Annotated in this window: 28 protein-coding genes; 9 read left to right on the top strand and 19 right to left on the bottom strand. The window is 39.4% G+C overall.

Annotated features, from left to right (window positions below):
* The first annotated feature begins 43 nt into the window (after nucleotides 1-43).
* Complete coding sequence (locus ACY8DX_RS08565; protein ID WP_082197130.1) at nucleotides 44-532, top strand: MerR family transcriptional regulator; 489 nt, start codon at nucleotides 44-46, stop codon at nucleotides 530-532.
* Between the two features lie 372 nt (nucleotides 533-904).
* Nucleotides 905-1,714: a zinc transporter ZupT gene (zupT, locus tag ACY8DX_RS08560; RefSeq protein WP_049671251.1), complete on the top strand. Its 810-nt coding sequence runs from the start codon at nucleotides 905-907 to the stop codon at nucleotides 1,712-1,714.
* Between the two features lie 54 nt (nucleotides 1,715-1,768).
* On the opposite strand, the gene ACY8DX_RS08555 is transcribed toward zupT, so the two are convergent.
* Nucleotides 1,769-2,599, bottom strand: a complete 831-nt coding sequence (locus tag ACY8DX_RS08555) for an STAS domain-containing protein (RefSeq protein WP_049671252.1) — start codon at nucleotides 2,597-2,599, stop codon at nucleotides 1,769-1,771.
* Nucleotides 2,600-2,702: 103 nt separating this feature from the next.
* A complete protein-coding gene (locus tag ACY8DX_RS08550; protein WP_049671253.1) occupies nucleotides 2,703-3,137 on the bottom strand; it encodes an HIT family protein in 435 nt (144 codons plus the stop codon).
* A 195-nt stretch (nucleotides 3,138-3,332) separates the two neighbouring features.
* Between ACY8DX_RS08550 and ACY8DX_RS08545 the strand changes: the two genes are divergently transcribed.
* On the top strand, nucleotides 3,333-3,590 hold the full coding sequence (locus tag ACY8DX_RS08545) for a hypothetical protein (protein WP_049671254.1): 258 nt from the start codon (nucleotides 3,333-3,335) through the stop codon (nucleotides 3,588-3,590).
* Nucleotides 3,591-3,595: 5 nt separating this feature from the next.
* On the opposite strand, the gene ACY8DX_RS08540 is transcribed toward ACY8DX_RS08545, so the two are convergent.
* Nucleotides 3,596-4,105, bottom strand: a complete 510-nt coding sequence (locus tag ACY8DX_RS08540; RefSeq protein ID WP_049671255.1) for an LURP-one-related family protein — start codon at nucleotides 4,103-4,105, stop codon at nucleotides 3,596-3,598.
* Between the two features lie 231 nt (nucleotides 4,106-4,336).
* Between ACY8DX_RS08540 and ACY8DX_RS08535 the strand changes: the two genes are divergently transcribed.
* Nucleotides 4,337-4,621, top strand: a complete 285-nt coding sequence (locus ACY8DX_RS08535) for a hypothetical protein (RefSeq protein ID WP_049671256.1) — start codon at nucleotides 4,337-4,339, stop codon at nucleotides 4,619-4,621.
* Nucleotides 4,622-4,803: 182 nt separating this feature from the next.
* Here ACY8DX_RS08535 and ACY8DX_RS08530 read toward each other — a convergent pair whose 3' ends face one another.
* The 4 genes from ACY8DX_RS08530 to ACY8DX_RS08515 form a co-directional block, all read right to left on the bottom strand.
* Nucleotides 4,804-5,766 carry a S8 family peptidase gene (locus tag ACY8DX_RS08530; protein WP_462406568.1) on the bottom strand — a complete coding sequence of 321 codons (963 nt, stop codon included), beginning with the start codon at nucleotides 5,764-5,766 and terminating at the stop codon, nucleotides 4,804-4,806.
* A 129-nt stretch (nucleotides 5,767-5,895) separates the two neighbouring features.
* Nucleotides 5,896-6,570, bottom strand: a complete 675-nt coding sequence (locus tag ACY8DX_RS08525; RefSeq protein ID WP_439803193.1) for an HAD hydrolase-like protein — start codon at nucleotides 6,568-6,570, stop codon at nucleotides 5,896-5,898.
* A gap of 15 nt (nucleotides 6,571-6,585) precedes the next feature.
* Nucleotides 6,586-7,317, bottom strand: a complete 732-nt coding sequence (locus tag ACY8DX_RS08520; protein ID WP_462406567.1) for a glucosamine-6-phosphate deaminase — start codon at nucleotides 7,315-7,317, stop codon at nucleotides 6,586-6,588.
* 401 nt (nucleotides 7,318-7,718) lie between these two features.
* Nucleotides 7,719-8,687: a DMT family transporter gene (locus tag ACY8DX_RS08515; protein ID WP_462406566.1), complete on the bottom strand. Its 969-nt coding sequence runs from the start codon at nucleotides 8,685-8,687 to the stop codon at nucleotides 7,719-7,721.
* A gap of 198 nt (nucleotides 8,688-8,885) precedes the next feature.
* On the opposite strand from ACY8DX_RS08515, the gene ACY8DX_RS08510 reads away from it, so the two are divergent.
* The gene (locus tag ACY8DX_RS08510) at nucleotides 8,886-10,250 is read left to right on the top strand and encodes an MATE family efflux transporter (protein ID WP_049671261.1); all 1,365 of its coding nucleotides are present in this window, start codon (nucleotides 8,886-8,888) and stop codon (nucleotides 10,248-10,250) included.
* Between the two features lie 40 nt (nucleotides 10,251-10,290).
* Here ACY8DX_RS08510 and ACY8DX_RS08505 read toward each other — a convergent pair whose 3' ends face one another.
* From ACY8DX_RS08505 to ltrA, 3 genes are all read right to left on the bottom strand, one after another.
* Nucleotides 10,291-10,842 carry a GNAT family N-acetyltransferase gene (locus tag ACY8DX_RS08505; RefSeq protein WP_462406565.1) on the bottom strand — a complete coding sequence of 184 codons (552 nt, stop codon included), beginning with the start codon at nucleotides 10,840-10,842 and terminating at the stop codon, nucleotides 10,291-10,293.
* A 399-nt stretch (nucleotides 10,843-11,241) separates the two neighbouring features.
* Complete coding sequence (locus ACY8DX_RS08500) at nucleotides 11,242-11,679, bottom strand: hypothetical protein (protein ID WP_462406564.1); 438 nt, start codon at nucleotides 11,677-11,679, stop codon at nucleotides 11,242-11,244.
* A gap of 207 nt (nucleotides 11,680-11,886) precedes the next feature.
* A complete protein-coding gene (gene ltrA, locus ACY8DX_RS08495; RefSeq protein ID WP_225231404.1) occupies nucleotides 11,887-13,650 on the bottom strand; it encodes a group II intron reverse transcriptase/maturase in 1,764 nt (587 codons plus the stop codon).
* 989 nt (nucleotides 13,651-14,639) lie between these two features.
* On the opposite strand from ltrA, the gene ACY8DX_RS08490 reads away from it, so the two are divergent.
* Together ACY8DX_RS08490 and ACY8DX_RS08485 are read left to right on the top strand one after the other, a co-directional pair.
* Nucleotides 14,640-14,837, top strand: coding sequence for a helix-turn-helix transcriptional regulator (locus ACY8DX_RS08490; protein ID WP_462406563.1), 198 nt, complete (start codon nucleotides 14,640-14,642; stop codon nucleotides 14,835-14,837).
* Between the two features lie 13 nt (nucleotides 14,838-14,850).
* Nucleotides 14,851-15,258, top strand: a complete 408-nt coding sequence (locus ACY8DX_RS08485) for a hypothetical protein (RefSeq protein WP_462406562.1) — start codon at nucleotides 14,851-14,853, stop codon at nucleotides 15,256-15,258.
* A gap of 163 nt (nucleotides 15,259-15,421) precedes the next feature.
* Here the strand turns inward: ACY8DX_RS08485 and ACY8DX_RS08480 are convergent, their stop codons facing one another.
* Nucleotides 15,422-16,000: a histidine phosphatase family protein gene (locus ACY8DX_RS08480; protein WP_462406561.1), complete on the bottom strand. Its 579-nt coding sequence runs from the start codon at nucleotides 15,998-16,000 to the stop codon at nucleotides 15,422-15,424.
* Nucleotides 16,001-16,230: 230 nt separating this feature from the next.
* Between ACY8DX_RS08480 and ACY8DX_RS08475 the strand changes: the two genes are divergently transcribed.
* Entirely contained in the window at nucleotides 16,231-16,464 is a 234-nt protein-coding gene (locus ACY8DX_RS08475; protein WP_462406914.1) for a MerR family transcriptional regulator, read from the top strand.
* 26 nt (nucleotides 16,465-16,490) lie between these two features.
* Entirely contained in the window at nucleotides 16,491-16,769 is a 279-nt protein-coding gene (locus ACY8DX_RS08470; RefSeq protein WP_462406560.1) for a MerR family transcriptional regulator, read from the top strand.
* 69 nt (nucleotides 16,770-16,838) lie between these two features.
* Here ACY8DX_RS08470 and ACY8DX_RS08465 read toward each other — a convergent pair whose 3' ends face one another.
* From ACY8DX_RS08465 to ACY8DX_RS08430, 8 genes are all read right to left on the bottom strand, one after another.
* Nucleotides 16,839-18,860 carry a HelD family protein gene (locus ACY8DX_RS08465; RefSeq protein ID WP_462406559.1) on the bottom strand — a complete coding sequence of 674 codons (2,022 nt, stop codon included), beginning with the start codon at nucleotides 18,858-18,860 and terminating at the stop codon, nucleotides 16,839-16,841.
* 992 nt (nucleotides 18,861-19,852) lie between these two features.
* Entirely contained in the window at nucleotides 19,853-20,311 is a 459-nt protein-coding gene (locus ACY8DX_RS08460; RefSeq protein WP_462406558.1) for a GNAT family N-acetyltransferase, read from the bottom strand.
* Nucleotides 20,312-20,766: 455 nt separating this feature from the next.
* Nucleotides 20,767-22,833 carry a catalase gene (locus ACY8DX_RS08455; protein ID WP_462406557.1) on the bottom strand — a complete coding sequence of 689 codons (2,067 nt, stop codon included), beginning with the start codon at nucleotides 22,831-22,833 and terminating at the stop codon, nucleotides 20,767-20,769.
* A 320-nt stretch (nucleotides 22,834-23,153) separates the two neighbouring features.
* Nucleotides 23,154-23,444 (bottom strand): hypothetical protein, encoded by a 291-nt coding sequence (locus tag ACY8DX_RS08450; protein WP_462406556.1) that lies wholly within the window; start codon nucleotides 23,442-23,444, stop codon nucleotides 23,154-23,156.
* Nucleotides 23,445-23,696: 252 nt separating this feature from the next.
* Nucleotides 23,697-23,855, bottom strand: coding sequence for a YvrJ family protein (locus tag ACY8DX_RS08445; protein ID WP_049671269.1), 159 nt, complete (start codon nucleotides 23,853-23,855; stop codon nucleotides 23,697-23,699).
* A gap of 82 nt (nucleotides 23,856-23,937) precedes the next feature.
* Nucleotides 23,938-24,153 (bottom strand): DUF2922 domain-containing protein, encoded by a 216-nt coding sequence (locus ACY8DX_RS08440; protein ID WP_439802653.1) that lies wholly within the window; start codon nucleotides 24,151-24,153, stop codon nucleotides 23,938-23,940.
* Nucleotides 24,154-24,193: 40 nt separating this feature from the next.
* Nucleotides 24,194-24,412 (bottom strand): DUF1659 domain-containing protein, encoded by a 219-nt coding sequence (locus ACY8DX_RS08435; protein WP_439802654.1) that lies wholly within the window; start codon nucleotides 24,410-24,412, stop codon nucleotides 24,194-24,196.
* A 105-nt stretch (nucleotides 24,413-24,517) separates the two neighbouring features.
* Nucleotides 24,518-24,766, bottom strand: coding sequence for a hypothetical protein (locus ACY8DX_RS08430; RefSeq protein WP_462406555.1), 249 nt, complete (start codon nucleotides 24,764-24,766; stop codon nucleotides 24,518-24,520).
* Nucleotides 24,767-25,160 lie beyond the last annotated feature (394 nt).

Raw genomic sequence — 25,160 nt, 5'->3', positions numbered from 1 at the left:
GTAAATCTTAAGGATAAATCTAAAGAAAAAGAAAGGTGAAAAGATGATGAATACGAATGATATTGCCAGTGCATTGGGCATTTCCTCAAGCACGGTGAAACGATGGGTAAAACAATTAGGCATCGAACCGAGCCGTAATGCCAAAGGTCACTTTATCTACACACAAAGCGAGTTTGACCAGCTTCAAGCCTTTCATCAGGATCAGCTGAAGCAGGAGAATCCAATCTCATTCCTTCCAGCTGAGAAGGATGAGCAAGTCCTCAAGCTTGAAGATAAGATTCAAGCCCTAGAGTTGCAGCTCTACAATAAAGCGGATGGTGTCACTTCTGTCCAGCTGCTGCAGCACCGCCGTGAGATTGAAGATTTGCTCATTGTCGTCGATAAGCTTGAAGAACGAATTGAACAGCTTGAGACACAAATGAATAAATCAAAAAAACCGCCTGCGAAGGTTGAGCCCATCTCACTAGACGTCCCCTCCACCTTAAAGCGTAAGAAAAAACGTAAAATTATGAGTATGATGTTTGGCTTATAGAAATAAACAGCTGGGGTCCTTCCCCAGCTTTTATTATGCCAGTATTCTAATCCATTTGATATCAAGCAGCTAACGATATGGTACAATGTCATACAGACGCTCAGAGTTGCGCGGTTTATAAACTTCCGTGATTAATCCGTACCTTTTAGGCCTTTTCCAAAGGATTGTGCCATCCTCCTCTGCTTCCTTTTCCATTCACCTCTTCATCATGAACTTGCATGTTTAGCCATTTAATACATATATATAATTTAGATTCCCTCCGTCTATGACATTATCTTCTTTTTGACGTATGATAGCTTTTGCCGTTATGATTAGGAGTTAAGAGATTATGTTTGTGAGATACATACATTTATAGAAAGAGGTTTATCCTATATGGACTCAACTTTATTATTAGCCTTTTCTCTGACCTTGATGGCGGGATTGGCTACAGGGATTGGAAGCTTACTTGCCTTCCTGACGACCCGCACGAACAAAGCATTCCTATCGATATCACTTGGCTTTTCTGCCGGTGTCATGATTTATGTATCAATGGTCGAGATATTTGTTAAGGCGAAGGATGCCCTCGTTAATGAGCTTGGGTATGAACGAGGCTATACCATGACTGTGCTCGGTTTCTTCTTCGGAATTCTGTTGATTGCCTTTATTGACAGGGTTATTCCAAAGCAAGGGAATCCCCATGAACCAAAGAAGATCGAGGATATGAATAAACCGGCCAGTGAGATTCATAATCAGGAGCTAATGAAGATGGGTGTGTTCACAGCTCTTGCGATTGGCATTCATAACTTTCCGGAAGGAATTGCCACCTTTACTTCAACACTGCAAGACCCTGGGCTAGGCATTGCCATTGCCATAGCGATTGCGATCCATAACATCCCAGAAGGAATCGCCGTCGCTGTTCCCATCTATTTTGCGACAGGCAACAAAAAGAAGGCATTCAAGCTATCCTTCCTCTCTGGACTGGCAGAACCTGTCGGCGCCCTGTTCGCGTATTTAATTCTCATGCCATTCTTAACTGATTTAATGTTCGGATTCATTTTTGCAGCGGTAGCTGGAATTATGGTCTTCATTTCACTTGATGAACTATTGCCGGCTGCGAAGAAATACGATGAAAGCCACCATGCTATCTATGGACTTATTGCAGGCATGGCTCTCATGGCAGTCAGCCTTCTGCTTTTCATCTAACCAAAAAACGATGTCACCAAAATGAAAGGTGACATCGTTTTTTCATGTATTCATTTAACCGAGGGATGTGTATCTTTTTATGGCAGACTGCAAGGTACCTGAAGTAAGAGCTCTTTCCTCAAAGGAGATTCCGAGAGTAACCATTTGGCGGACAATTTCAGGTCGCAATCCAGTTATGACGGGCTTACATCCCATCATGGTCGTTCCGTCAATCATCTTCAAGAAGTGATCAATGATATTGCCGTCCATTTCAGCAATACCAGAAAGATCAATGATTAGTGTCTCAATATGTAAGTCTCCGATTGCATTAAAAACCTTCTCCTCGATAATTTTGGAACGCTGGTCATCCAAGATTCCGATCAGCGGCAAAATACACATATCCTCCGTAATAGGGATAATTGGAACAGATAAATTCTCAACGAGCTCTTTCTGCTTCTCGAGCAGCTTATCCTTGTAGTCAGAATAACAAATAAAGAACGTATTCAAGAATTGATCCAATTGATCGTTAATTTGTTTTTCAAGGATAAAGAAATCATCCGGTTCAAACGGCATATGGCGCTCGTCAAGGAATTTATGCAGCAAATTCCACAATGTTCTTCGGATGGCCTGCACCCACTCAAGCTTGAACGTCAAGCTAATCGAATGTGTCGCCCATGCAATTCCTTCCTGCTTGGCAAAATCCCGTACATCTTGATCGCTTTGATCCATGACATACATGACAAGTTTATGGGCATTGTTTAACAAATCAATATTGCCAATCAACAATATTTCCTCAATCTTATCCCTAACATTAACCGCCTCTGAAAGTAATTGCTCTTCAAAATAATCCCGATTTTCCTGGAAATAGTTTTTTATATACGTACCTGTTTCAAAGGCTGCTTCCACTTCAAGTACCTCCTAAATGAATTATAATTACCAGAATTTTAACAAACTAACAGACTATCGGTAAACTAGTTTGCTTATTGTATTGCCAACTAGGCTTTTTCCCTTATTCATCCCTCTCACAGATCCGTATTTTCTCAGACAGCTTCATCCGCACTTCCTCCAGCACAGCGGCTTCAAGGGGCACAGCATCCAAATCCTCTTTGTAAAATTCAGCAAAATCCTGCCCTTCATATCTAGGAATTATATGGAGATGAAAATGCGTCAATTCATCAAATACCCCTCCGTTCTGACATACCGTAATTCCATCTGGCCGATATAATTCCCTGATTGCACGCGTGACCATCTTTGCAGCTTGGAAAACCGAGCTTGCAGCGGCTTCGTCCAAGTCATCCAAGAAACGAGCATGCCTTTTAGGCAGTATGAGAACATGACCTTCATTAAACGGCATATAATCCAAAATGCAGGAGACATCCTCATTCTCCCAAATTAAATAGACAGTTCTTTGATGATTGGCCAATTGACATCCTAAGCAGTTCATCCAATCGTTCCCCCTTTATGCATGACGAACATTTTATACCTAAAAAAGAAAAAGAGCTCAACTCCCAACGAATTGAACTCTAAATATGGAAGATGAAAAATGATCTATCTATGAAGCTTCCACATTCAAGATGGATATTCCGTCATCCCCATCATATATATAGTGTAACCCACTTTCTCTTTTCGGAGGAGATTTATGGTCAGAATAAAACAATTATATGGAATTCTTGCGCTGAATCTATTTATTTTATTACCATTACTGTTTGAAACCTACAATCCTTCCTTATCCATTTCCTTTTCAGCACTTGGCGGTATCGTTTGTCCGCTCATCAGTATCCTATCAATCTTCCTGCTGGCCAGACCGCCTCATTCCTGGACGATTCATCGATTTATCGCCATGGCTGGTCACAGTATAATTCTTCTTTACGTATTAGTGCTAATCATCTTTATCTAACTTGATTAAACCGTACTATTAGCAGCAGAATGACTCCGCTTTTGAATAGCATTGACACCCATGACAACAGCAATCATCTCTCCAATCTCTATATCTTGCTTGTCCTGGCTCATCTCAAAAGCCGGTGTGCTGAAGATGGAATTCACTTTCTTAAATTGGCCAACCCGCTTTCCATTCTCTTGAAAGATTTCATACGTTTTGGAGAAAGTTTCTGACTCAATGCGGTATATTCCCCTCTTATGTGCGGTATATTCATATTTCTTTGTAAAGAAACTAAAACGGGCTCGAACAAATCCCAGCTCTTCGCCCGCTTGGTTCGTTACCACCCATTTATTGCTGAAGATAGGAAATTTCCCGCTGATCAAAACATTCCCCTTTAGATCGAGCACATCAATCGTTGAGGTGAATGCACTCTTCAAATCGAGTTTCCCGACGACCTCTTTATTCTTTGTATAAATATCTTTCTGGCCGGTGGAAAAGAAACTGTCCGAAAAATATAGATGTGAATAATTCATCTAACCGCCCCCCTTCTCCGAATAAAAGACATCTTCCACGGCATGCGTTCAATGCACTGACTGCACCTACAATCAACATAACTAACAACCAAAAATGTCTTCACCATTTCTTTCTACATCCATAATCCTGATTCCTGCCCTTCCAAACAATTAATGCAGAAGGATTATACTTACTCATTTACTGCAAGCCTTGCAGTCTCAAATATGAACCCATAATTAGGTGGTGTAAGGATGGATTGGAACTTATTTGCCTCCATTGCGATAGCCGTGTTTCTCATCCGTTGGGACCAGAAGAGGTTAACCCTTTTCTCCCTATGCAGAGAATTATCCATACTCGCATTGATTATATTTCTTCTATCCCAATATTTAGAGAAAGCACGTATTACGTTCTCTCCTTTCTCCCATATTCCTGATTCGATTGAGGTTTGGATAGCCGCATGTATCTTGAGCAGCTTCGTTCTCTGTTTATTTCATAAGGGTTGGCAATCATTCATGCAAACGAAGACAAATAAATAAGAAAAGGGTGTGATGAACATTCCTCGGTTCATATAGCACAGGCTATGGGAGCCGGCGTACATGCTCCTCCAATCTAGTCAATTGGCCATACTAAGAATCACAACGACATGTTCAAACGAGAAAATGAGATATAAAAAAACTGAAGACAATGGGCTTGTCTTCAGTTCGGTCTCAATAAGAATCTATGATTGTATCATTTTTTGAATTGATTTTTCTTTGGCAAGTTCTGCGAGAAGTTTAGGAACCGTTAAATACAGCAGTCCATTTCCTTCAAGCTTAGGAGAGTTGCCTAACGGGATTGTCCGTTTAATCAGCTGGGCATAAAGCTCAGGCTCGGTGAGTTTACGTTCAAAGTACTTGTTAGCAATGACCTTAATTAATGCCATTGCACCTGACACATGAGGAGTAGCCATTGACGTGCCAGACAAGGTAGCATATTTTCCATTCAAGTAGGTGGAGAGAATCTTTTCACCAGGTGCGACAAGATCCACCTCAGTATTGGAATTCGTAAAGGGAGAGGAATTCCGGTCTAAGTCTACGGCACCGACACCGATGACTTCATTGTAACAGCCAGGATAGCTTAATTCTTCCGTGGTGTCGTCTCCATCTCCTTCATTTCCGGCCGCACAAATGACCAAGACATTGTTCATTACCGCATTTTGAATAGCCTGATGCAATTCAAGAACATCTTCAGGACCTCCAAGTGACATCGAAATGATATCGACCTTCTGAGCGACTGCATAGTTGATTCCATCGATAATCCACTTATATTGCCCGGAACCATTCTTATCAAGTACCTTGACAATAAGCAAAGAGACTTCAGGCGCCACCCCGACAACACCCTTCTCATCATTGGTAGCCGCAATCGTCCCTGCTACATGGGTACCGTGACCATTATAGTCCTCGAAGTTAGTGGGATCCGATTGATCATCTGTCGTGAAATTTCTTCCTCCGACAATTCTGCCCTGCAAATCCGGATGATCGGTGTCCACTCCTGTGTCCAGGATAGCTACTGTAATTCCGGCTCCCTTTGTCTCGTTCCAGAGTTCCGGCGCCTTAATGATTTCAATTCCCTTCGGCAATTCGTTGACAGCTTCCATTTCATTGTGAACCTGGTAAGGTATAACACGTACTCCTCGCTTCATTTTCTTCCCTCCTATTGGAATTAACATGGTAAAGCAATGGAGATACCCATATTTTAACAATTTCCACCTTAATCCAACAGATACATAAGCACTGATTTTTGTTTAAATAGAAGAAAATATAGGCTCCAATTAAGTATTCACCCTTTTAAAGGCTTCAAATATGCTGACTAGTTCACCTATTGATTCAGCCAGGAATAAGGGCTTTGACTGCCTAAGCTCACTCTCTGACCCATAGCCATATAAGACTCCGATGGAATCAATTCCAGCCTTATGAGCACCGATGATATCATGCATACGGTCTCCTACCATTAAGAAATCAGCTGGCCTATACTCTGGATAAAGAGCGATGATATGATTGATAATCGCTTCTTTATTCGAACGGTTACCATCAAGGAAGCTTCCTATAATATGGTCAAAATACTGATCAAGACCAAAATGGGCGGCAATTCGTTCAGCAAAGACCGTCGGCTTAGAGGTTGCGATAATGAGGTGGTACCCTTCATCCTTCAACAGACCTAACAGCTGCTCTATTCCCGGATAGATTTCATTCTCAAAAATCCCCTTATCAGTGTACCGCTCACGATAATAAGAAATAGCCATTTTAACCTCAGGCTCTGTCATATGACATTTTTGAACGAAGGATTCCTGGATAGGAGGCCCGACAAAGGAATGCAGCTCATCAGTATGAGGTACATCCATCCCCATTTTCTTCAAGGCATATTGGACAGACTGACTGATTCCGATAAAGGGGTTTGTGAGTGTTCCATCTAAATCGAACAGGATGACTTCATATCTCCTCATCATTTCCTCCGCATAATCTTAAAATATCCGCAGCAGGCTGCCAGCCTCGCGGTCTAACAAAAATGTTGTATTACGATGCAGCTTTAAGGCATTTGATGGTGTGTTCGGATCAAATTTTTCATTTAAGGTACGCCGGATAATCTTTGCTTTATCAAATCCATTTGCCAGAACAATAATTTCTCCAGCCCCTAATATGTGCTTAATCCCCAATGTATACGCTTTCGTCAGAGAACCACCCTCTCGGACAACCGTTTGCCCAAATATTTTTGCGTTCTGTCCTATGTGCGAAATATGCGAATACGCAGCAAAAGAACTCCCCGGTTCATTAAAGCCAATATGTCCGTTTGTCCCAATCCCAAGCACGACTAAATCAATTCCGCCTTCCTTGAAAATGAATTGATCCATCTTCATGCATTCATCGTATGAATTGGCTGCCTTTCCATCAAATAAATAGACCTGATTCTTGGGTACATGAACCTTTGAAAAGAACGAGTTATATAAGAAATGACGGCTGCTTCCGTATTTATATGGCGATGCGCCAACCCATTCAAATAACCCGACAAAACGACAGCGGGAGAAATCTACCCTTCCTTCCCGATAATAATCCACCAGAATCTCCAGCAATCTTCTATGCGTATGACCCATTGGAAGGCAGATAAACAAGTCCGGCTTTTCGTGGATTTCTTGAACAATTATTTCAGCGGCTGAATAAGACAATTCCTCGTAATTTTGAAAAATAGCATAGTTCATTCTTTCTAAGTACTCCTTCCGACCTTGAACTTATCGTATTTACTAATGAATGAACGGCGGTTTTCGTATTTGGAGTCATTCTTCGAAGCAAACGTGAGCATGGAGCAATGCAGTCAATCGTTGTGAATAAGTGGAAGAGCCTAACAAAATACAAAAAACGACTAGATGAATGGCAATTCATTCACCTTCAGAAACTTCTTTCCCCATAATACAATGTTTTTTTATCAATAGGCAAGTAATTGTCTGAAATTTTAGGTAAATTTTCGCTTGATTTCATACAATATAGCATTTGATGTTTTTTCAATATACAAGAATTGATGAGAAACCTTATATTTATACACAAAACCCCATTCTTTACGAGAAGAAAGGGGTTTTGCATTTCCGTTTTTATACCTAGGTATTTAGCAATCAGTTTCAGCCATTTTTTTACTATCGTCCTTCACTGCCAGCGCAGTACCATAGCTGTGGAGAGCCATTCCAGCCATGACTATAACGATGCCGGCGAGCGAGATCACAGACGGGAAGGCTGCAGACAGGAAAAGTATTTCACCTGCTAGAGCAAAAATAAGCTCCATCGATTGCGTTGCCTCCACTGCTGCAAGCTTCTTCATATCATGACGGACCAAATCCGTCGCTTTAAAGAACAAGACAGTCGCAATAATGCCGGAAGCAAGTGCTACAACAAGCGATTGCAAGGTCTGCATTCCACTTGGCATGCCATCGGTCACAAGAGCGGCACCAGCAAGGATAATCCAAAGCGGCAAGCTCGCAATGGTCATGCCTAACACACGCTGAAAGGCCGTCAAGCGTCCATTGGTCAGCTCCATCATCTTACGGTTTCCAAGCGGATAAGCGAAAGCCGCAATCAATATCGGCAGAAAACCAAGCAAAAAATCCTTCATAGGAAGCCCGCTCATCACATCTGCCTGCATAATAATTACACCTACTAATATTATGAGTGAGAAGCCTAATTCTCTAAGAGGTATTCCTGCCCTCTTCTGAATAGGCCCATTTTGATTTAAGATGAATAAGGGAGCCAGTAATGTCCCTGCAATGATGGTCATTTGCCAGGAGCCTGCAATAAGCCAGCCTGGAGAGTATGCAGAAGCAAAGCATAAGGGGGCATAAAACAAACCAAATCCTACAAAACTCCAAATTAACCATTCTCTTGGATTTTCCTTCATCATACAGAATAAGTTCTTCAGCTCCTTTTTATAGCCAACAATGATGAACAGAAAAGGGAGCATGAAGAAATAGCGTAATGATGCGCTCCATAACCAGCTGCCTCCCCCTAATTCCATCGAGCGATTCAGCACAAAGGTAAAAGCAAAAAACAAAGCCGAACAGATCCCTATTAATACTGCACGCATACATTCCCACCCATTTCCGCATTAAATCAATAAAATAGTAAAAGAGACCATTAGATGATCATTTTTTCTTTTGATAAACCATTTCAGAAGATAAGCTATCTTTCTCATGTGATAACCAGAATTTTTTTCTTCTCAAGGATGAAGTTTCAAGCTAGAATAGTTCTTTAGGACTTATTACATTAGAGGAGAATAACAACATTGCATACAAATAAACTACGTGAGCAATCACTTTATTCCATATCATGGCCGCTGTTCATCGAACTATCCTTACATATGGGCATGGGGCTTCTCGCTACGCTCATGCTGGGACATTATTCTGATTTGGCGGCTGCTGGTGTTGGCGTAGCCAACCAGCTTATGAATATTTTTATCCTTGTCTTTAACGTGACCGCCATTGGAGCGATGATCTTAATCGGGCATAGAATTGGCGCGGGCGAATACAAACAAGCCCGCCAGTTAGCCCGTTCCGCTCTTAGTCTAAACTTCTGGTTTGGTCTTATTCTATCTATCCTTATGCTCGTGTTTGGGGATTATCTTCTGACATTATTTGATGTCAGTGACCAGGTCTTCACTTATGCCTCCCTGTTTCTAAGAATTGTCGGGCTTTCCCTATTCTTAGAAAGCTTATCGCTTGTCCTAGGCGCCATCCTTCGCAGCCATGGCCGTACGAAGGAGCCGATGTATGTCTCCCTGCTGATGAATCTAATCAGCACAATCGGCTATTGTATTAGCATATTTGGGATCTTCAACCTGCCTGTTACAGGAGTTGTCGGCGTTTCATGGACGATTGTCATTGCCAGGGCAATCGCAGTTGCCGCTCTCTTTTACATTGTTGCCAAGGAGCTTGCCTTGAGATTTAAGTGGGCCGACCTTATTCATATTAACAGATTGGATATGAAACAATTATTCGAAATTGGCATCCCATCTGCTGGAGAGAATCTATCCTATCATTTCTCCCAGCTAATGGTGACCGGCATTGTTGCAACCTTTGGAGATGCTTCATTGGCAGCGAGAGTTTATTTAACCAATATTACCATGCTCTGTTACTTATTTAGTGTAGCAGTAGGCGAAGGAACCCAGCTCCTGGTCGCCCGCTATATTGGTGCAGGTCATTTCAGCATGGCATTGAAGCGCGGCCTTAAAACGGTCAGGATTGCCGTATTTGCCTCAACGGCTGTCTCATTGTCCTTTGCCTTAATTGGAGATCCAGTCATACAACTGTTCAGCTCAGATGGCACGATTCTGGCCATTGCCATTCCTGTCTTATGGGCCATTGCTTTCGTAGAGCCAGGAAGAGCGGTTAATATTGTCTTAATGAGTTCCCTGAAATCTGCCGGCGATGTCAGGTTCCCTGTCATTATTGGGATCTTTTCCATGTGGCTCTTCACGGTTGGCTTCGGGTATGTATTAGGCGTCACATTTGGCTTGGGCTTGCTCGGCATTTGGATTGCCCAAGGGGTCGATGAATGGTTCAGGGCCATCTTTGCCGTTAAAAGATGGCTCTCCCGTCCATGGGAACGGAAATTTGCACATAAACTGCAGCAGGAAGTAAAGGTTTCCTAATGCTTCTTATAGAGGGCTCCCTTAAAGGCGCCCTCTTTTTTCATTCCTTCCTTTGTCTTAAGTAATCCTCTTTGAGCAATGAATACATGATGACATCCTTAGCCATGCCATTTTGCTGCAAATACCGCCTAAGAATACCCTCCTCTAGAAAACCATGCTTCTTCAATAACCGGCTCGATGCCTCATTCTCTATAAAAACAATTGCACCCGCTCGATTCAGCTCTAATTGGCCAAACCCATAGGATAACACTGCAGAAACAGCCTCCTCGGCATACCCGTTCCTCCAAAAGTCAGGATGAACCTCATAACCAATTTCAGCTCTCCTATGCTTTGGCACGAAGGCATTCCACCCAATGGACCCAATGATTCCTTTCGTACCCTTTCTCTCCATTCCCCATCGAATCCCTCTTACCTCCTTAAAGCTCTGAGCAAAGAAATCGATTATGGCTGAAGCTTCTGCCACGCTCTTCATTTTTTCCTGACCATAATAGCGGATTACCTGTTCATTGGAAAAGCAGGCAAATACCTCCCCCACATCCTCCTGTGTTATTTCTCTTAAGATCAATCTCTCCGTTTCTAGCAGTGGAAACAAAGGCGCTCCTCCTTTTTGAACTGAGCAGAATGCCAAACAGCTCAGTCCTCTTTTCTTAAATACTATTTCTCTATTGTTCATTCATTCCCCTGTCCGTTTTTTCATTAAATTAGGCTGTTTTGTAAGGATTGTTGCTATCGCTTTATTTTATCTACTATGAAAATACAGCCACCTCCAGATAGGAAGTGGCTGTATTTGCTATTGAGCTAACGGCCCCGATAGTTTAAGTACGTTTCTTCACAAACTTACTTCATTCATTACAGGAATGCTGCTCTGTTTGTAGCATTAAAACGTCAATTTAACACCTTTGTTCTTCTGTTTTTGCCCACATTAGCTAAAAAAACGGAGTTTCTTTTTTATTCTTTTAACCTTATTTGTTGAATTAAAATCATCGTCCATTTAAATTTCATCTGGATGTTCATCAAGAACCCAAGGGATTTCAGCATCAAAATCTAACTGAAGGACAGGATCAGGAAAATCTTCTGGAACAAACGCTAAGTCATCCGAAAACTCAAACATAAAAGTTTTGATTTCGAAAGCATTTTCAAATGTATTAAATTCTCCTTTTAACACTCTACCTACAATATGATAATTCCCTATATATTGTTTTATCATAGTTTCTCTGGTTGGAAATATAGAAAGATTTGCTGGCATAGCAGGATTAATTCCCAAATTGTTATAAAAATTAGCTACGGAAGTATCTAAATGCTTACAAGCTTCTACAAAATTGTTACAGTCTAAACAATTACATACACTAATACCTTTATTATAAAATTCTCGTGTCTTAGAGATATCAACTTCTACTACCCAATTTGCTATTTTAATCTGTTGAAGCATAACAGACACCTACTCTTTTTTTAAAATTTCAATACTATTAGCCTTTTTACAATACCTTCCTCAACTAAATGTAGCAATAGGTAAGCGTTTGAAGTTATCTCCGGCTTTTCCCCTGCTCCACACGGAACGTGCCAGTTTCCAAGCATTCCGCGTTCCATCTGGCGATGGTTTTGATTATAAGTTTCAAGTTACTCTTATTGATTTGGATTATATGATAGGTTCTAACTCGCACTTTTCCCGATATTTATTGATTTTCTCTAATATCGGTGGCGTGATATCCAAACTTTTTATGAGTATATTCATCTTAGTTGTATCTGTCATATGGATTAGTTTGTGTACCTCTTTGTAGAGAATGCGTAAGTTATTGAACTTGTCATTTCCGCCGAGATGTACTGGCACGTAGTGATGACAGTGTACATCCCGTGCTTGTAGAAATTGTCCTGTAATTTCACATTTTCCTTGTTTCATACTATATCGACTGATTCGATTGTCCATATATTCGACACTTCGTGTCGGGATATTTGACTCCATTAGCAAGGCAATTTCTTGCTTGATATTCTTATGCAAATTCTTATGAATTAGCGCTCGGCCTTCAACTGTGAATAGTGTCAGACTTTGTGTGAAACAAATAGTGTTCTTTGTCTGAACATTCGCAAGAGGGAAGAGATGAATACCAGCAATTTCAAATGTCTTGAACCTCAAACTGTATAACTTCTTATAGGTTGGCGGCGGATTCGCTGGATGGGCGTATTTCCCGACTGGTTTAAGACGATTGTACATAGATGCACCTATATCATAAGCAAGACGTGAGAAGGCTAAGTTGACATGTGTAGCTCGATTAAAGTAATTATGCAGCCCTAAGACAAAGCTATTAAATCGCAAAGCATTTTGAGTCGTTGGTGAGGCTCGAAGTGCCTCAATTCGTTTCCTCGCTTCATCTTTTATTTTCTGTATCTTTTCGGCTTTCACAAAAGTATGGGCCACACGTTTTTCACCTTTGCGAATGGCACGTATCGTAAATCCAAGAAAGGCTGATTCATGTTTCCGCAGATTAATTACTTTTGATTTTTCCGGTGAAATGTCAAGTTTTAAACGCTCTTTCAGAAAAAGCTTAACGGCATGATACCATTTTTCGGCTGTCTTCCAGTCCCGACATAAGATTTTAAAGTCGTCGGCATAGCGAACTATATAACCTTCTTTTAACTTTGTGTGAATCTTTGCATAGCGTTCACCTTCGCGTGTCGTATATGGCTTATCAAGAGGGAAGAGTTCCCACTGATTCGCTATCCATTGATCTAATTCATTCAAAACCACATTAGATAATAACGGGGATAGTAGTCCACCTTGCGGTGAACCCTTTTCCGGAATGCCTTCACCATCAACTTCAGCTTTTAACATTTTTGAAATGCAAGCTAAAACTTTTCTATCATAAATACCTAAATTCCACAGCTGTTTAATGAGCAATGTATGATTGATATTGTCAAAGAAGCCTTTGATATCAACATCAACAACATAGTGAAGTTTAGAATGGTTAACAAGGAATTGAACTCTTGCCATCGCATGATGTGTAGACCGTAAAGGTCTAAAACCGTAACTATGATTATAAAAGTGCGCTTCCGTAATTGGCTCCAATACTTGCTTGAAACACTGTTGAATGATTCTATCGAGGATACATGGAATGCCTAGAGGTCGCATTTTACCATTATCTTTTTCAATTAATTTTCGTCTGACTTTCTTCGGGCGATAATTCTTGAGCTGTTTTTGTATCTTTTCTACTAAATCATTTTCTGTTAGTCTCTCTATGTCGATGATGGTTTTTCCATCTGTACCGGGGGTCTTAGACCCCTTATTTGACTTGATAGTCCGATAAGCTAATAAAATGTTATTCCTCGACGTGATGACGTCATATAAGTGATGGAATGTTTCTTTATTTTTAGCTCGGTGGTACAAGTCAGTAAAAGTGTCGGTCATATCATAGTAATCCCAGTATCGTAGAGCTTGCACTGTGGCATCATTCCTTTGTGAGGTGATGTTCCCACGTTCTTACCCGACCGGTGCAATGCACAATTGAAAAATAATCGTTGCCAATCACTAGACTTGGGGCTGTTCCTCTACCTCCGTTACAGAAGCTTCATCAGTCGTACCCCTACCCTCATAAGGACAAGTGCATTTCGTTCAATTACTTATAGCAACCGTTTTGGGTGACAGCCCTCGAATCAACGTTCCTTACTTTCCAAGTCCCTTATAACTTAGCTATCTATCTAAACGTAGGTGCTTCCTGTAAGCCTGTGAGCTGGATACCGCCATTGTTCGATATAACGTGTTTCAGAGGGGCAATTTTTACTCCACATCACTCACACCACCGTAAGGGTGGTACAATAGTTTCCTATTGTTCGAAACTCTAGACCTGTACATTCGGAAGTTCGTCCGTTCTTTGTGTAAGAAAATTCTCACCTTATTTAGTTTTTCAGCCATCCGGCATATCCATTGGCATACCTTTATCCTGAAAGGAATGGCTTTAGCCTTTGTTCTGCCGACTTCACCTGAGCTTCATACCCCATAATCTGTCCATTATGACGCATGCAGGAGTATCAATGGGATAGTTTCAAAATACATGGTTTTATCATTCCTATCCTCGGTTATAAAGTTAGAATTTCTGTGGAAATTCCTCGTCTTTCGCACCGGAGTGCTTATAACAAAACTTGTCGCGCTGCCCCGTTTCTACAATAAGGAATTCAACAAAAAAGAGCATTAATCCTCCTCAGATTAATACCCCCAATAGTTTAATTGACATATTCCGCAACATCTATTCAATTCACTATAATTCCATTTCATTCGATATGATGTTCTTCTGATGTTTAGATGGCGGTAAAATGTAAAGCAAACTTTACTTCTTGTTCCAATCATTATATAATATATGTAAAGTTAGCTTTACAACACAGAGAGAGAGGGGGGTACATATGAAGAATAGAATCCCAGAGTTGCGAAAACAATCGGGATATACTCAGCAAGTAATGGCTGAGAAGTTAAGTGTCTCACGCCAGACCATCATTTCTCTTGAAAATGAAAAGTATAACCCATCTATCTTGTTGGCGTACCAAATAGCCAAGTTATTCGGAAAAACAATTGAAGAAGTATTTATCTTTGAAGAAAAATAAAGGAGCGATAACTATGAAAAACATAGAAAGCAGAACATTATGGTATACAGCACTTTTACTTGTAGGAACTATACTATATATATTCGCCGAGTTAATTGGGGTAATTGATAACTTTTGGAGCGGTATGGGAATTGGGTTTGTCATTGTTTCTGTGCTTCGTTTAGTACAAATCGCACGTTACAAAAACAATGACGAATATTCAAAAAAAATAACAATCAAAAACAATGATGAACGTAATCAATTTCTCGCTACTAAAGCTCGTTCTACCACTTTTTATTATTCGATTCTATTAGAAGCGGCTGCAATTATTATCTTTTATATAATGGATATACCAGAAATTGCTCAAGTAATTTCATTGGTTCTCTGTGGTCAATTGTTTATTTACTGGATATCATATTTCCTTTTGAAATCAAAATATTAATAAACAAAGAAGGAATAGCAGATGATTTTTCTCGCTATTCCTTCTTTGTTGTACTTTATAGTTCGTACAAGTTTTTTTACTAATTGTTATTAACATTCTAACTCCCTTGTTGAAGGCTTATCATCACTCTTCAACTAATCTGCCCCTTTAACGGAAGATAACTTTAATTTAGATGGTTGGTACAGTTATATAAAATACAATCCCACTTTTCTTCTGCATAATTTAAAATAGTAAGCGAAGTATTATCAATATAAGTTGTTGGAAACCTTTCGGGTAACAAACGTTTTAATGTTAGCCCAATCAAAGCACCGTGACTCACTACTAAAACTCTTTTTCCTCTATATAAACCGTTAATCTCTTCGATAAAATCGATTCCTCTCTTTGACACTTCCTCAAGCTCTTCCATTCCGAGATCTAATTCACGCCAGTTATCTCCCCATATTTGAATCCTCTCCTCTTCAGTTGTCCCTTCAATTTTTCCACAGTTTATTTCTCGAATTTTTTTATCAATATGTGAAATATTTAAATCGATTTTATTTCCAATAATTTTTCCTGTTTCAATTGCTCTCGACAAGTCACTTGTAATAATCAAATCCCATTTTTCTTCTTTAGATAGTCTATCTCCAATAGCAGATGCTTGCTTTTTACCTATTTTATTCAAAGAAATATCACTTACCCCTTGTGCCTTCCCTAAGTAGTTCCAGTCAGTTATTCCGTGTCTGATTAGTCCTATTGTTGTCATTCATCCACCCCTTTTCTTTACTAATCTGTTCCTTGCTAACTATAAAAATTCAACCTAAAAAAGTATTAATCCTTCTTCCGCTAAACTGCCCCCTTACTTCCATAAGGGGATTAATATAATCGCTTGTATATGAAGGATTATGTTTGTTTTCCTTGCACTTTGCATTTAAAAACGAATAGAGCCATAATGCTTTCGACCCTCAAAAAGAAACGCAATGATACTCTAGTGAAATTGCCGAATTATCTAAGGTTCATCCAAATATAGTACGGCTGTATGAAGAATGGCAGTTTATTTCGCTTATACCAAGAAAATCAAACGGTTACAGAGTTTATTCTGATCTTAATCTCAAACAAATGAAAATTGCTAGACATGCTTTTAGACAAGAATTTATACAGAATAATCTTCGTAAAAGGGCAACAAAAATTGTAGACTTAGCGGTCGAGAACAGTTCAAGGAGAGCTTAGAAGCAGCAGTATCCTTTTTAGCCTATTTGCAAACAGAATATGACTATTCTTTAAAAGCAATTGAAACGGTAAAACATTTATTAGAAAACAAATCGATTACAGGTAAAACGTACTCCCACAAGTCTGCTGCTTCAATACTTCATTTAACAGAAGTAACATTACGAAATTGGGAACGAAATCATGTATATACTGTTGAAAGAAATCCACAAAATCGAAGACTCTACATAGAGCATGATATGCAAAAAATACTGATAATCCGCATATTGCGTAGGGCACATTTCTCAATAACTAGCATTGCTGATTGATTTCAAAAAATGAATCCATTAAAAATAGCGATGAATGATGTGAAATCAATCATCACTATTTAAGCAGAATTACAATAATGGTGAAGGTGCTTCTTTATCCACTAATATTGTTAATTCATGCATTGCTCTAGTTGAGGCAATGTACAGGAGTCCACGATCAAATTCAGTTCGATAATTGGTTTCGTTCACAAAAGGTACGATGACGGCATCAAATTCAAGACCTTTCGCATATTGAATCGTTGTTAAAAGGAGACCTATTTCAAACTTTTCCGTATGTCCGTCCAGTACAGTAAAAGGTAAATGTAAACGTTCCTGCAAAAACTGTAAGTCTTTTTCCGTCTTACAGACAATAGCCGTAGTTCGATAATCATTCATCGCATTTTCATGAATCTGTTTCAGCATTTGCTCAAGTGTCGAATACATCCATTCTACTGGTTCTTTCCCGTGCCTTGCAATTGGATGGACTTCCCCATTACGCATGAATTTTTTTGCATACATCGCAATTTCATACGATGACCGATAGGTGGTTGTTAATTCTACGTATTCAAGATTTTGAAACATGGCTTCAAATGCCTCTTTTGATATCGTTTCATATGGCAAGAGAGCCTGACTAAAATCACCAATGATTGTTCGCTTACAGGTAAACACTTTAGATAATACAGCATATTGGATCGGTGTATAATCCTGCATTTCATCTAGGACAAAGTGTTGAACGGACTCATACTGCTTAATTCCTTTAAAGTAAAGCTGTACAAATAGATAGGGGTATACATCATTAAATTCAAAACGTTGTTTCGAAAACTTAAATGAGTTTTCCCCAAGTAATCCGGTAAAATCGCGATAAATCGCCAACGGGGAAGCAAACAAGAGCCGTTTTTTTAAACGCTTTATGATTTCATTTTTACTCGGTAGTTTCCCTTCTCTATCCCATTTCGATTTAAGTACTTGAATAATATCATCCGCCATAAGCTCTAAACGTGTAACAACCGGCTCTTTTCGATATTGAAGGAAGCGGCCTTGTAAATAATCAGCTTGTAGCACTACACCCGCAATCGAGATGCTTTCGTTTTTAAGTAATCTTGAGTCTAAGTTAAATAAAAAGGATTGTAGCTTTTCAACAAACGAATAATCTCCCTTAATTTTTGCACGTGAAGCCAATGCCCCATTTGGATTCGATAAAATCTCTTTTGTTTCTTCCTCAAATGACCGAAACGCTACAGCAGCTGGCAATAAATTTGTCGTGAGCTCGTCCAATGTAAAGGAGCGAATAGGCTCTTCACCAAGCTCTGGTAAAACGGTAGAAATATAATCACCAAATACTTTATTTGGTGACAAAATAAAAATACGTTCTGCATGTAACGTATCACGGAATTTATATAAATAATAGGCGATGCGGTGTAAGGCAACAGCTGTTTTTCCAGAACCAGCCACTCCTTGAATGATGACATTATACGCTGATTCATTCCGTACAATTTTATTTTGTTCACGTTGAATGGAAGTGACGATTGTTTTCATCTTGTCATTTGAATGCTGGTTTAATGTTTGCTGTAGAACCTCATCTTGTATCGTTAATGAACTATCAAGCACGTATTGAAGCTCTGAATTTTCAATTTTAATCTGACGCTTCTTTGTAAGTTCACCGTCAAATTGCTGATCCATCGCAACATAATAGGCTTTGCCAATTTCAAATTCATAGTACATATTACAAATAGGTGCACGCCAATCATAGATATATTGTGTCCCTTCTTCATCAGCAAAACCAAAACGCCCGATATAAATCGTCTCTGTCTCACTAGGATGATCACCAAGATATAAGAAGTCAAATCGTCCGAAGTATGGGGATTCTATAAGCTTTCTTACCTGCTTACGTTCCATCACTTGTGCGAAACCTCGCTTGTCGATCATATTTAAGGTTTGCTGATAATTATACACCTCGAATTTATCAAGTTCATTTTTATATTCAACCATATATTTTTGTAAATTCTTAAAATTGTGGTCTTGATCATTAATGTCTGACGAAAGCTTTTTATATGCCTTTGTTAATTGTTTTAACGTTTTTTCAAGATAAGCAATTTCACTTGTGTCCGTCACGAAATACCCTCCTTTTTTATGTATCACCCAGTTTACTAAAAAGTTTTTAGCTGGTGTATATATGGAGGGTTTTATATTTTTTTCAGTCTTAGTCTATTTATGTTTTTTCTTGTTCAACTAAACTGACCCTTTTCTTCCATAAGGAATTCAACAAAAAAGAGAGCATTAATCCTTCTTAGATTAACGCTCCGTTTGTTTAAGTGTATTTTCTCACAATCTTACCCCTGACTTTTCTGCTCTCAAATGAATCTTTTAGTTACATTAATTATATTTTTATCTTCTTTATCATCATTCAGGTAGGTTTGCTTATTTCAATAACCTTAATGAAAAGAAACGAAAAGTTGATTAATTGGTTTACAGTTATCAGTGCATCTTGCATTTCTATTGTTGTTTCAGGGTTACTTCTAATCTTTTTAGGTTATGCTGCTGACGAGATAAATTTAAATGTAAATAACTATACTTATATGACCATTGCCATTATTGTATTATCAGTGATCAATTCGTTGAACTTATACAAAAGCAAGTAAGATATTATTTAAGACACTTCTGAAACAGTATAAATCCCTTTCCTTTCAATCCTCTTTGTTCAGCTAATCTGCCTCTTACTTCCATACGCAATTCAACAGATAAGCGTATTCACCCTTCTTAGCTCAATGCCCTAAGCGACATCCTTATTTGTGTTTTAACATTTGAACCAATCTGATGACCCAGTACAGAATTATCCAAGGCAGAATGAACTTGGTAGACCATTCGATTACATTGGGAAACAAATACGATACGTTGATATTGAAAAATAATGAGAGTACTACCAAAAGTGCAAACAAAACTATCGTACCAATAATTATTTTTTCATTATAGCTCCCCCTCTTTTTTATAGGTAAGGGAGTATATTCTAGATAGTTAAAACAAATACCTTCTTCAACTAAACTGTCCCTCTAGTAAACGAAGAAAGGACCATTCTTTTGGTCCTTTCTTCGCTTTTATTCCATTTTCTAACTCTCATTAACCTTTTTGATCACTGCCATTTCCTTGCCGAACCTATTTCCTTTATCTATAAATCCAAGGCTTGAGTATAAATTATGTGCTTCCGTATTATCAGGGTGATAACCAACAATAATTTTTCTGGCATTAGGTAGTTTAGCCATCTCAGAAATCATCAACTTAGTTGCAGCTTTTCCTATCCCCTTACCTTGGTATTCTTTATCGACCATTATTCTATAGATCCAATAACCGTCAAGTTCTTCTTGGACAGAATTGTACATTAAAAATCCAACTACTTTTTCTCCAGCATAAATAGCGTATGGCTTTAATGTATGCTCAAACTTTGACTGAGCTATTGATATAGCGTTGGACTCAATGTATTCTTTTTGTTCTGTTGATACTTCTAATTTACAACATTCATACCAGTTTTCCGCATTTACCTCTACAATTTTTACATCTTCAGTATTCATAATTTCCCCTTTCAAAATTAGGGGAATTGCTAAACAACTTTGTTAATTAGTCGCTATCCCCTTGTATTTACATCTTCATTAATAAATGTTACATCCTCAGTATCCTCAATGGAAGACTTGGTAAATACGTAGCCTTCTTTCTATTTGTGTGGATATACCTCTGTATCTTGTTTCATAGTCCATTTGAAAGTCCTTTTACCAAGTATAATCGTATCCACAGATTCATAAAACTCTGAATATCCTAGATCAGGCCCCTGTTTTTTAAAATAAGCTATACTAGTCGCTCAATGCCCGTTAGTTGAAGAAGGTATCTCCATTTAATGATATCACAAAATTGATTTTCCCCTTATTATTCAAAAGCAACAATCTAGACGAAAACAACCTTACATTAAAAAAGAGCATTCAGCCCCTTTATGACAAGGAGCCAAATGCCCTTTAGCTATGTTTATTTCCTTTTAGATTTGTCTTTCCCAGTGACGATGCTTCGCAACAGCTTGGATGAATGTGTCAGTAACAGCTTCTATTGGATCATCAGGTACTGACGTGACAACTCCTATACTAGCAGCCTCTGATTCCATCAGGAATGCCTGCATAAGAGCTGAACCTTCTTTGGGAGCCCCAATTGCTTTATAGTGACTGAAGGCATTCATCAAGAATTCATTCACCTTCTTATTTTTCTTTAAGGAATTGACACTTTCTTCACCTGTTGCAATGAAGACAGCATCATAGAGGACGGAGTCTGTTGTAAGGAAGGTTTGGTCAACCTTAAGCTCAGCCCCATTCGCACTCTTAATTTTCCCTTGATGCTCACTGACAATCTCAGCAATCATACCAGCATTATCAAAGGCTTTGAGCACACTCATTAAATCCTCGCCATTGAAGCCATTATGAGCTAAAACCGCCACTTTTCTCGTTTTTGGACTCATTGGTGTATTGAGCTGGCTTAAGGCAGGTGATTGATCCGTTACGGACGGCTCACCGCTTCCTTTTTCAGGTACCTCAAGGCCTAAACCATAGGCAATTTGCTCAGCAAGGAAGTGATCAACATGAGCATACATATTCACGACCTGCTGCTGAATATCTTTATTGAGACATTTCCCGAGCTCAAATTGAAAGGCTTCAATAATATGCTCTTTCTCCGGCATCGACATACTGTTCCAGAATAGCTTTGCCTGACTGTAATGATCCTTAAAGCTATCACTGCGCTTTCTTACCTTATGTCCTTCTACCTTTTCTTGATAATGAGCATATCCGCCTTCTTCCGGACTTGCCGGTTCTGGTGAATTCCCAGCTAACCCGTTTTTATGATAGCTGACCTGCCCTTGGTCGATTCTCATCTGATGATAGCCGTCCCGCTGATGATTATGCACAGGAGATACCGGTCGATTAATCGGAATCTGCTGGAAGTTCGGGCCTCCTAATCGCAAAAGCTGTGTATCGGTATAAGAGAAAAGACGTCCCTGTAATAACGGGTCATTCGTGAAGTCAATACCAGGTACGACGTGTCCAATGTGAAAGGCTGCCTGCTCCGTTTCCGCAAAGACATTATCAACATTTTTATTCAGTGTCATCTTTCCGATCCGGTGAACCGGCACGAGCTCCTCCGGCCAGATTTTCGTTGGATCCAAAACATCAAAGTCAAACGTAAATTCATCCTCCTCTTTGATGATTTGGATACCGAGCTCATACTCTGGGTAATTTCCAAGCTCAATCGCCTCATACAAATCACGCCGATGAAAATCCGGGTCTTTCCCCGCAATCTTCTGTGCCTCATCCCAGACAAGGGAATGGACACCCAGCAGCGGCTTCCAATGGAATTTCACAAAATGCGAAGTGCCTTCTGCATTGACTAAGCGGAATGTATGAACACCAAACCCTTCCATCATCCGATAGCTGCGCGGAATTCCACGATCTGAATTCGTCCAAAGCACCATATGGGCAGACTCTGTATTGTTCACAATGAAATCATAAAAGGTATCATGAGCCGTAGCTGCTTGAGGCATTTCATTATGGGGCTCCGGCTTGAAGGAATGCACTAAATCCGGGAACTTAATCGCATCCTGGATAAAGAAGACGGGAATATTATTTCCGACTAAATCAAAATTGCCTTCATCTGTATAAAATTTCGTGGCAAATCCTCGCGCATCCCGAACAGAGTCAGCGGATCCTCTTGATCCTGCGACAGTAGAAAAACGGACAAAGACAGGGGTTTTCTTCGAAGGATCCTGCAGGAAGTCCGCCTTCGTCAGCTCAGCCATCGATTTATACACCTGAAAATACCCATGTGCACCAAAGCCGCGTGCATGGACAATTCTCTCGGGAATACGTTCATGATCAAAATGAGTCATCTTCTCCCTGAAATGAAAATCCTCCATCAAAGTGGGTCCTCTTTCCCCAGCCTTCAATGAATGCTCATCCTCTGATACACGGACACCATGATTGGTCGTCAGTTTTTTCCCATCATTATTGACTCTGTACTCCTCTAATTGCTCATCTTTTTTATTGTCAGCCAACGAAATCATCCTTTCATTATGCTATTTTGGAAAACTATTATTATGTACTAAATAACTGGGCATAGTAGGTTCTCCTTTCTTTTGAAGTACCCTGGGTATTTTTTGTTAAACTATGCCAAAGGACCCAGATGGTGTATCCAAGCTATAGGAAACGTACATTCCACTTTAAACAATTCGCCTTTTAGACACAGCCATGCCAATAGACAGAAAATCTGATATTTTTATCTATTCTCCATAACCTGGAAGAAATCTTTAAAAGGTAATCTCAGCATTCGCTTCACATAAAAAAACAAGCCCTTTATGAGCTTGCCATTTTTTTATGCTTTATTCTATTCATTCTTCAACTTACTCAAGACTACAGATTGTGTTGGACCGAAATGAGGTTGATTCGTTACTGAAAGCTCATATTTGATTCCATCTATGGCTAGAATTGAAACTCTATTGCTTCTCACAATCTTCACAACAGAGATCGTCTCTACTCTTCTCCCTTCATTTTCTAGGTGTGAAACGACAGCATCATGAAATTTCCGGGGTTCTTTATACCATTTATACCAATCATCCAACTCAAATCGAATCGTATTGCCGCTCTCAAAAAAAGATTGAATAAATCCCTTAAGCATCTAAATCCCCCCTTTACAGAAAAGGTAACTCCATCTACTAAACAACTATAGCCATATTATCGGATATTTGTCTATTCACTTAAGAATTTTTCAGTGCGGCTTTTCAGCTTTTTGGGGAGTCAATCCATGGTTTATGCTCTAGTAGAAATTTGTTATTTGAACAATTAACAGAAGGAAGATGCAAGAAAAATCGCAACGAACGATCATTGCGATTTCTCCCCCAAAAGGGGTCATATGTCTATCGAATACTCTCTATGATGCATGATTCTTCATTAATTCACTGAGCAGAACAGGTAATGATTGGATAGACATATTAAGGGCTTCGAGCTTGCCTTCTATCCTGTACAATAGATAAATGGTGACAACGATTGGGAAACCAACATCCTTTATAAACAGCAATAGTTCGTCCACTGAAGAACCTCCTTTCTAATCTATCTTGTTAAAAAGAAAAGCTAACCCTTTGCAGGGATTAGCTTTTCAACGTGTGTAATCATCAGAATAAATACGTCGTTTTCGTCGTTGCAACCAAACGTGCTTCTTTTGCAGACACATAGGGTCCTGCACTATTTTTAAAGGCCTGAGAAGCAATCATTTCATTCATCGCGGCGCGTACTTTCGCCTCATCTACCGGCTCAATAGGATCTTCAATCTGAATTTTGGCTGTTTTCTCATCAGCTGTTATAAAATATAATTCTAGCACCTTGTCCATTTACTCCACTCCTTTCTTATTGTTTTTGAATAATAGCGGCTTACGATTCAAGGCCCCAAGTATCAAGCCTTTTCACACCGATAGCCGTATGCTTTTGCAGGGATACGATAGCATCTGCGCATCGTTTCAAAGCGTTTCCACTAGCTGCACTATTCATATTGGAGAAAAGCTTTTTCTTTGTGACAGGCTTACCAAGCAAATCTGTCCCAATCGCGAATTCAATCTGTAATTTCGTTGCCTCTAAGAATTGTTCGTTCATGTTCTCACCTCCCTCTCACCCTCTATATATAAGCTGGCGATAGAAAAGGATCATCACTTAGAAAATTTTTTGCGGCAGAAAAAAAAGGATAGAGAATGAACATCTCTATCCTTGATTCTGGTCTCTTTCCTTTAGGTAATCATCCATAGCCTGCTGCACCTTGTTTATCCTAACAGGCTTAGACGATATCATTGATAATCTCTTCTGAATATCATTGAGTAAGAATAATGCCCGAAACAAACTGCCTGCAATAATGCCAAATCCAATGACCATTCCATATAAGGGGTCCATAAAACAAAGAATAATTCCCAGTACAATGCCAATAAGTACGGCTATGAACCAATTCAACCTCATACAACCCTCCAAATTCTTCTATTACCAACCTTTTATTCCATTATACTCCATTTATATCCTTTGATAGACTTCAAAGCTGTTCTTTTCAGACTGTATTACGCTGAAATGGTCATTTTTTATCCTGCATTGATTACTATCCATCCAATTACTAGTCTTTTTACGTTAAGGAGCTATGTGATGGGTTTTCTATGAATAGGATTCAGCATGATTTCATGTTTTATGGGCGTAAATAAAGGGGGATGGGCGCTATCTATAGGTATTGGGCGAAAATGATCTGCTATGGGCAATACTGATTAGGTCTGGGCGGAAATCTGAAAGTATGGGCGATAGACCTACATTAAAAACTGCCCTGACATAGTCCGTTTACCGGAGCTGTCAGGGCAGCTACTCTCAT

The sequence above is a fragment of the Gracilibacillus sp. Marseille-QA3620 genome, from assembly GCF_054950035.1.
The sequence above is the reverse complement of the archived record's forward strand: the minus strand, read 5'-3'. Positions and strand labels throughout refer to the sequence as shown.

Coding starts and splice junctions, on each gene's coding strand:
- ACY8DX_RS08565 (WP_082197130.1), top strand. CDS start 44: ATGATGAATACGAATGATATTGCCAGTGCATTGGGCATTTCCTCAAGC.
- zupT (WP_049671251.1), top strand. CDS start 905: ATGGACTCAACTTTATTATTAGCCTTTTCTCTGACCTTGATGGCGGGA.
- ACY8DX_RS08550 (WP_049671253.1), bottom strand. CDS start 3,137: ATGAACTGCTTAGGATGTCAATTGGCCAATCATCAAAGAACTGTCTAT.
- ACY8DX_RS08545 (WP_049671254.1), top strand. CDS start 3,333: ATGGTCAGAATAAAACAATTATATGGAATTCTTGCGCTGAATCTATTT.
- ACY8DX_RS08540 (WP_049671255.1), bottom strand. CDS start 4,105: ATGAATTATTCACATCTATATTTTTCGGACAGTTTCTTTTCCACCGGC.
- ACY8DX_RS08535 (WP_049671256.1), top strand. CDS start 4,337: ATGGATTGGAACTTATTTGCCTCCATTGCGATAGCCGTGTTTCTCATC.
- ACY8DX_RS08530 (WP_462406568.1), bottom strand. CDS start 5,766: ATGAAGCGAGGAGTACGTGTTATACCTTACCAGGTTCACAATGAAATG.
- ACY8DX_RS08525 (WP_439803193.1), bottom strand. CDS start 6,570: ATGATGAGGAGATATGAAGTCATCCTGTTCGATTTAGATGGAACACTC.
- ACY8DX_RS08520 (WP_462406567.1), bottom strand. CDS start 7,317: ATGAACTATGCTATTTTTCAAAATTACGAGGAATTGTCTTATTCAGCC.
- ACY8DX_RS08515 (WP_462406566.1), bottom strand. CDS start 8,687: ATGCGTGCAGTATTAATAGGGATCTGTTCGGCTTTGTTTTTTGCTTTT.
- ACY8DX_RS08500 (WP_462406564.1), bottom strand. CDS start 11,679: ATGCTTCAACAGATTAAAATAGCAAATTGGGTAGTAGAAGTTGATATC.
- ltrA (WP_225231404.1), bottom strand. CDS start 13,650: ATGACCGACACTTTTACTGACTTGTACCACCGAGCTAAAAATAAAGAA.
- ACY8DX_RS08490 (WP_462406563.1), top strand. CDS start 14,640: ATGAAGAATAGAATCCCAGAGTTGCGAAAACAATCGGGATATACTCAG.
- ACY8DX_RS08485 (WP_462406562.1), top strand. CDS start 14,851: ATGAAAAACATAGAAAGCAGAACATTATGGTATACAGCACTTTTACTT.
- ACY8DX_RS08480 (WP_462406561.1), bottom strand. CDS start 16,000: ATGACAACAATAGGACTAATCAGACACGGAATAACTGACTGGAACTAC.
- ACY8DX_RS08460 (WP_462406558.1), bottom strand. CDS start 20,311: ATGAATACTGAAGATGTAAAAATTGTAGAGGTAAATGCGGAAAACTGG.
- ACY8DX_RS08455 (WP_462406557.1), bottom strand. CDS start 22,833: ATGATTTCGTTGGCTGACAATAAAAAAGATGAGCAATTAGAGGAGTAC.
- ACY8DX_RS08450 (WP_462406556.1), bottom strand. CDS start 23,444: ATGCTTAAGGGATTTATTCAATCTTTTTTTGAGAGCGGCAATACGATT.
- ACY8DX_RS08440 (WP_439802653.1), bottom strand. CDS start 24,153: ATGGACAAGGTGCTAGAATTATATTTTATAACAGCTGATGAGAAAACA.
- ACY8DX_RS08435 (WP_439802654.1), bottom strand. CDS start 24,412: ATGAACGAACAATTCTTAGAGGCAACGAAATTACAGATTGAATTCGCG.
- ACY8DX_RS08430 (WP_462406555.1), bottom strand. CDS start 24,766: ATGAGGTTGAATTGGTTCATAGCCGTACTTATTGGCATTGTACTGGGA.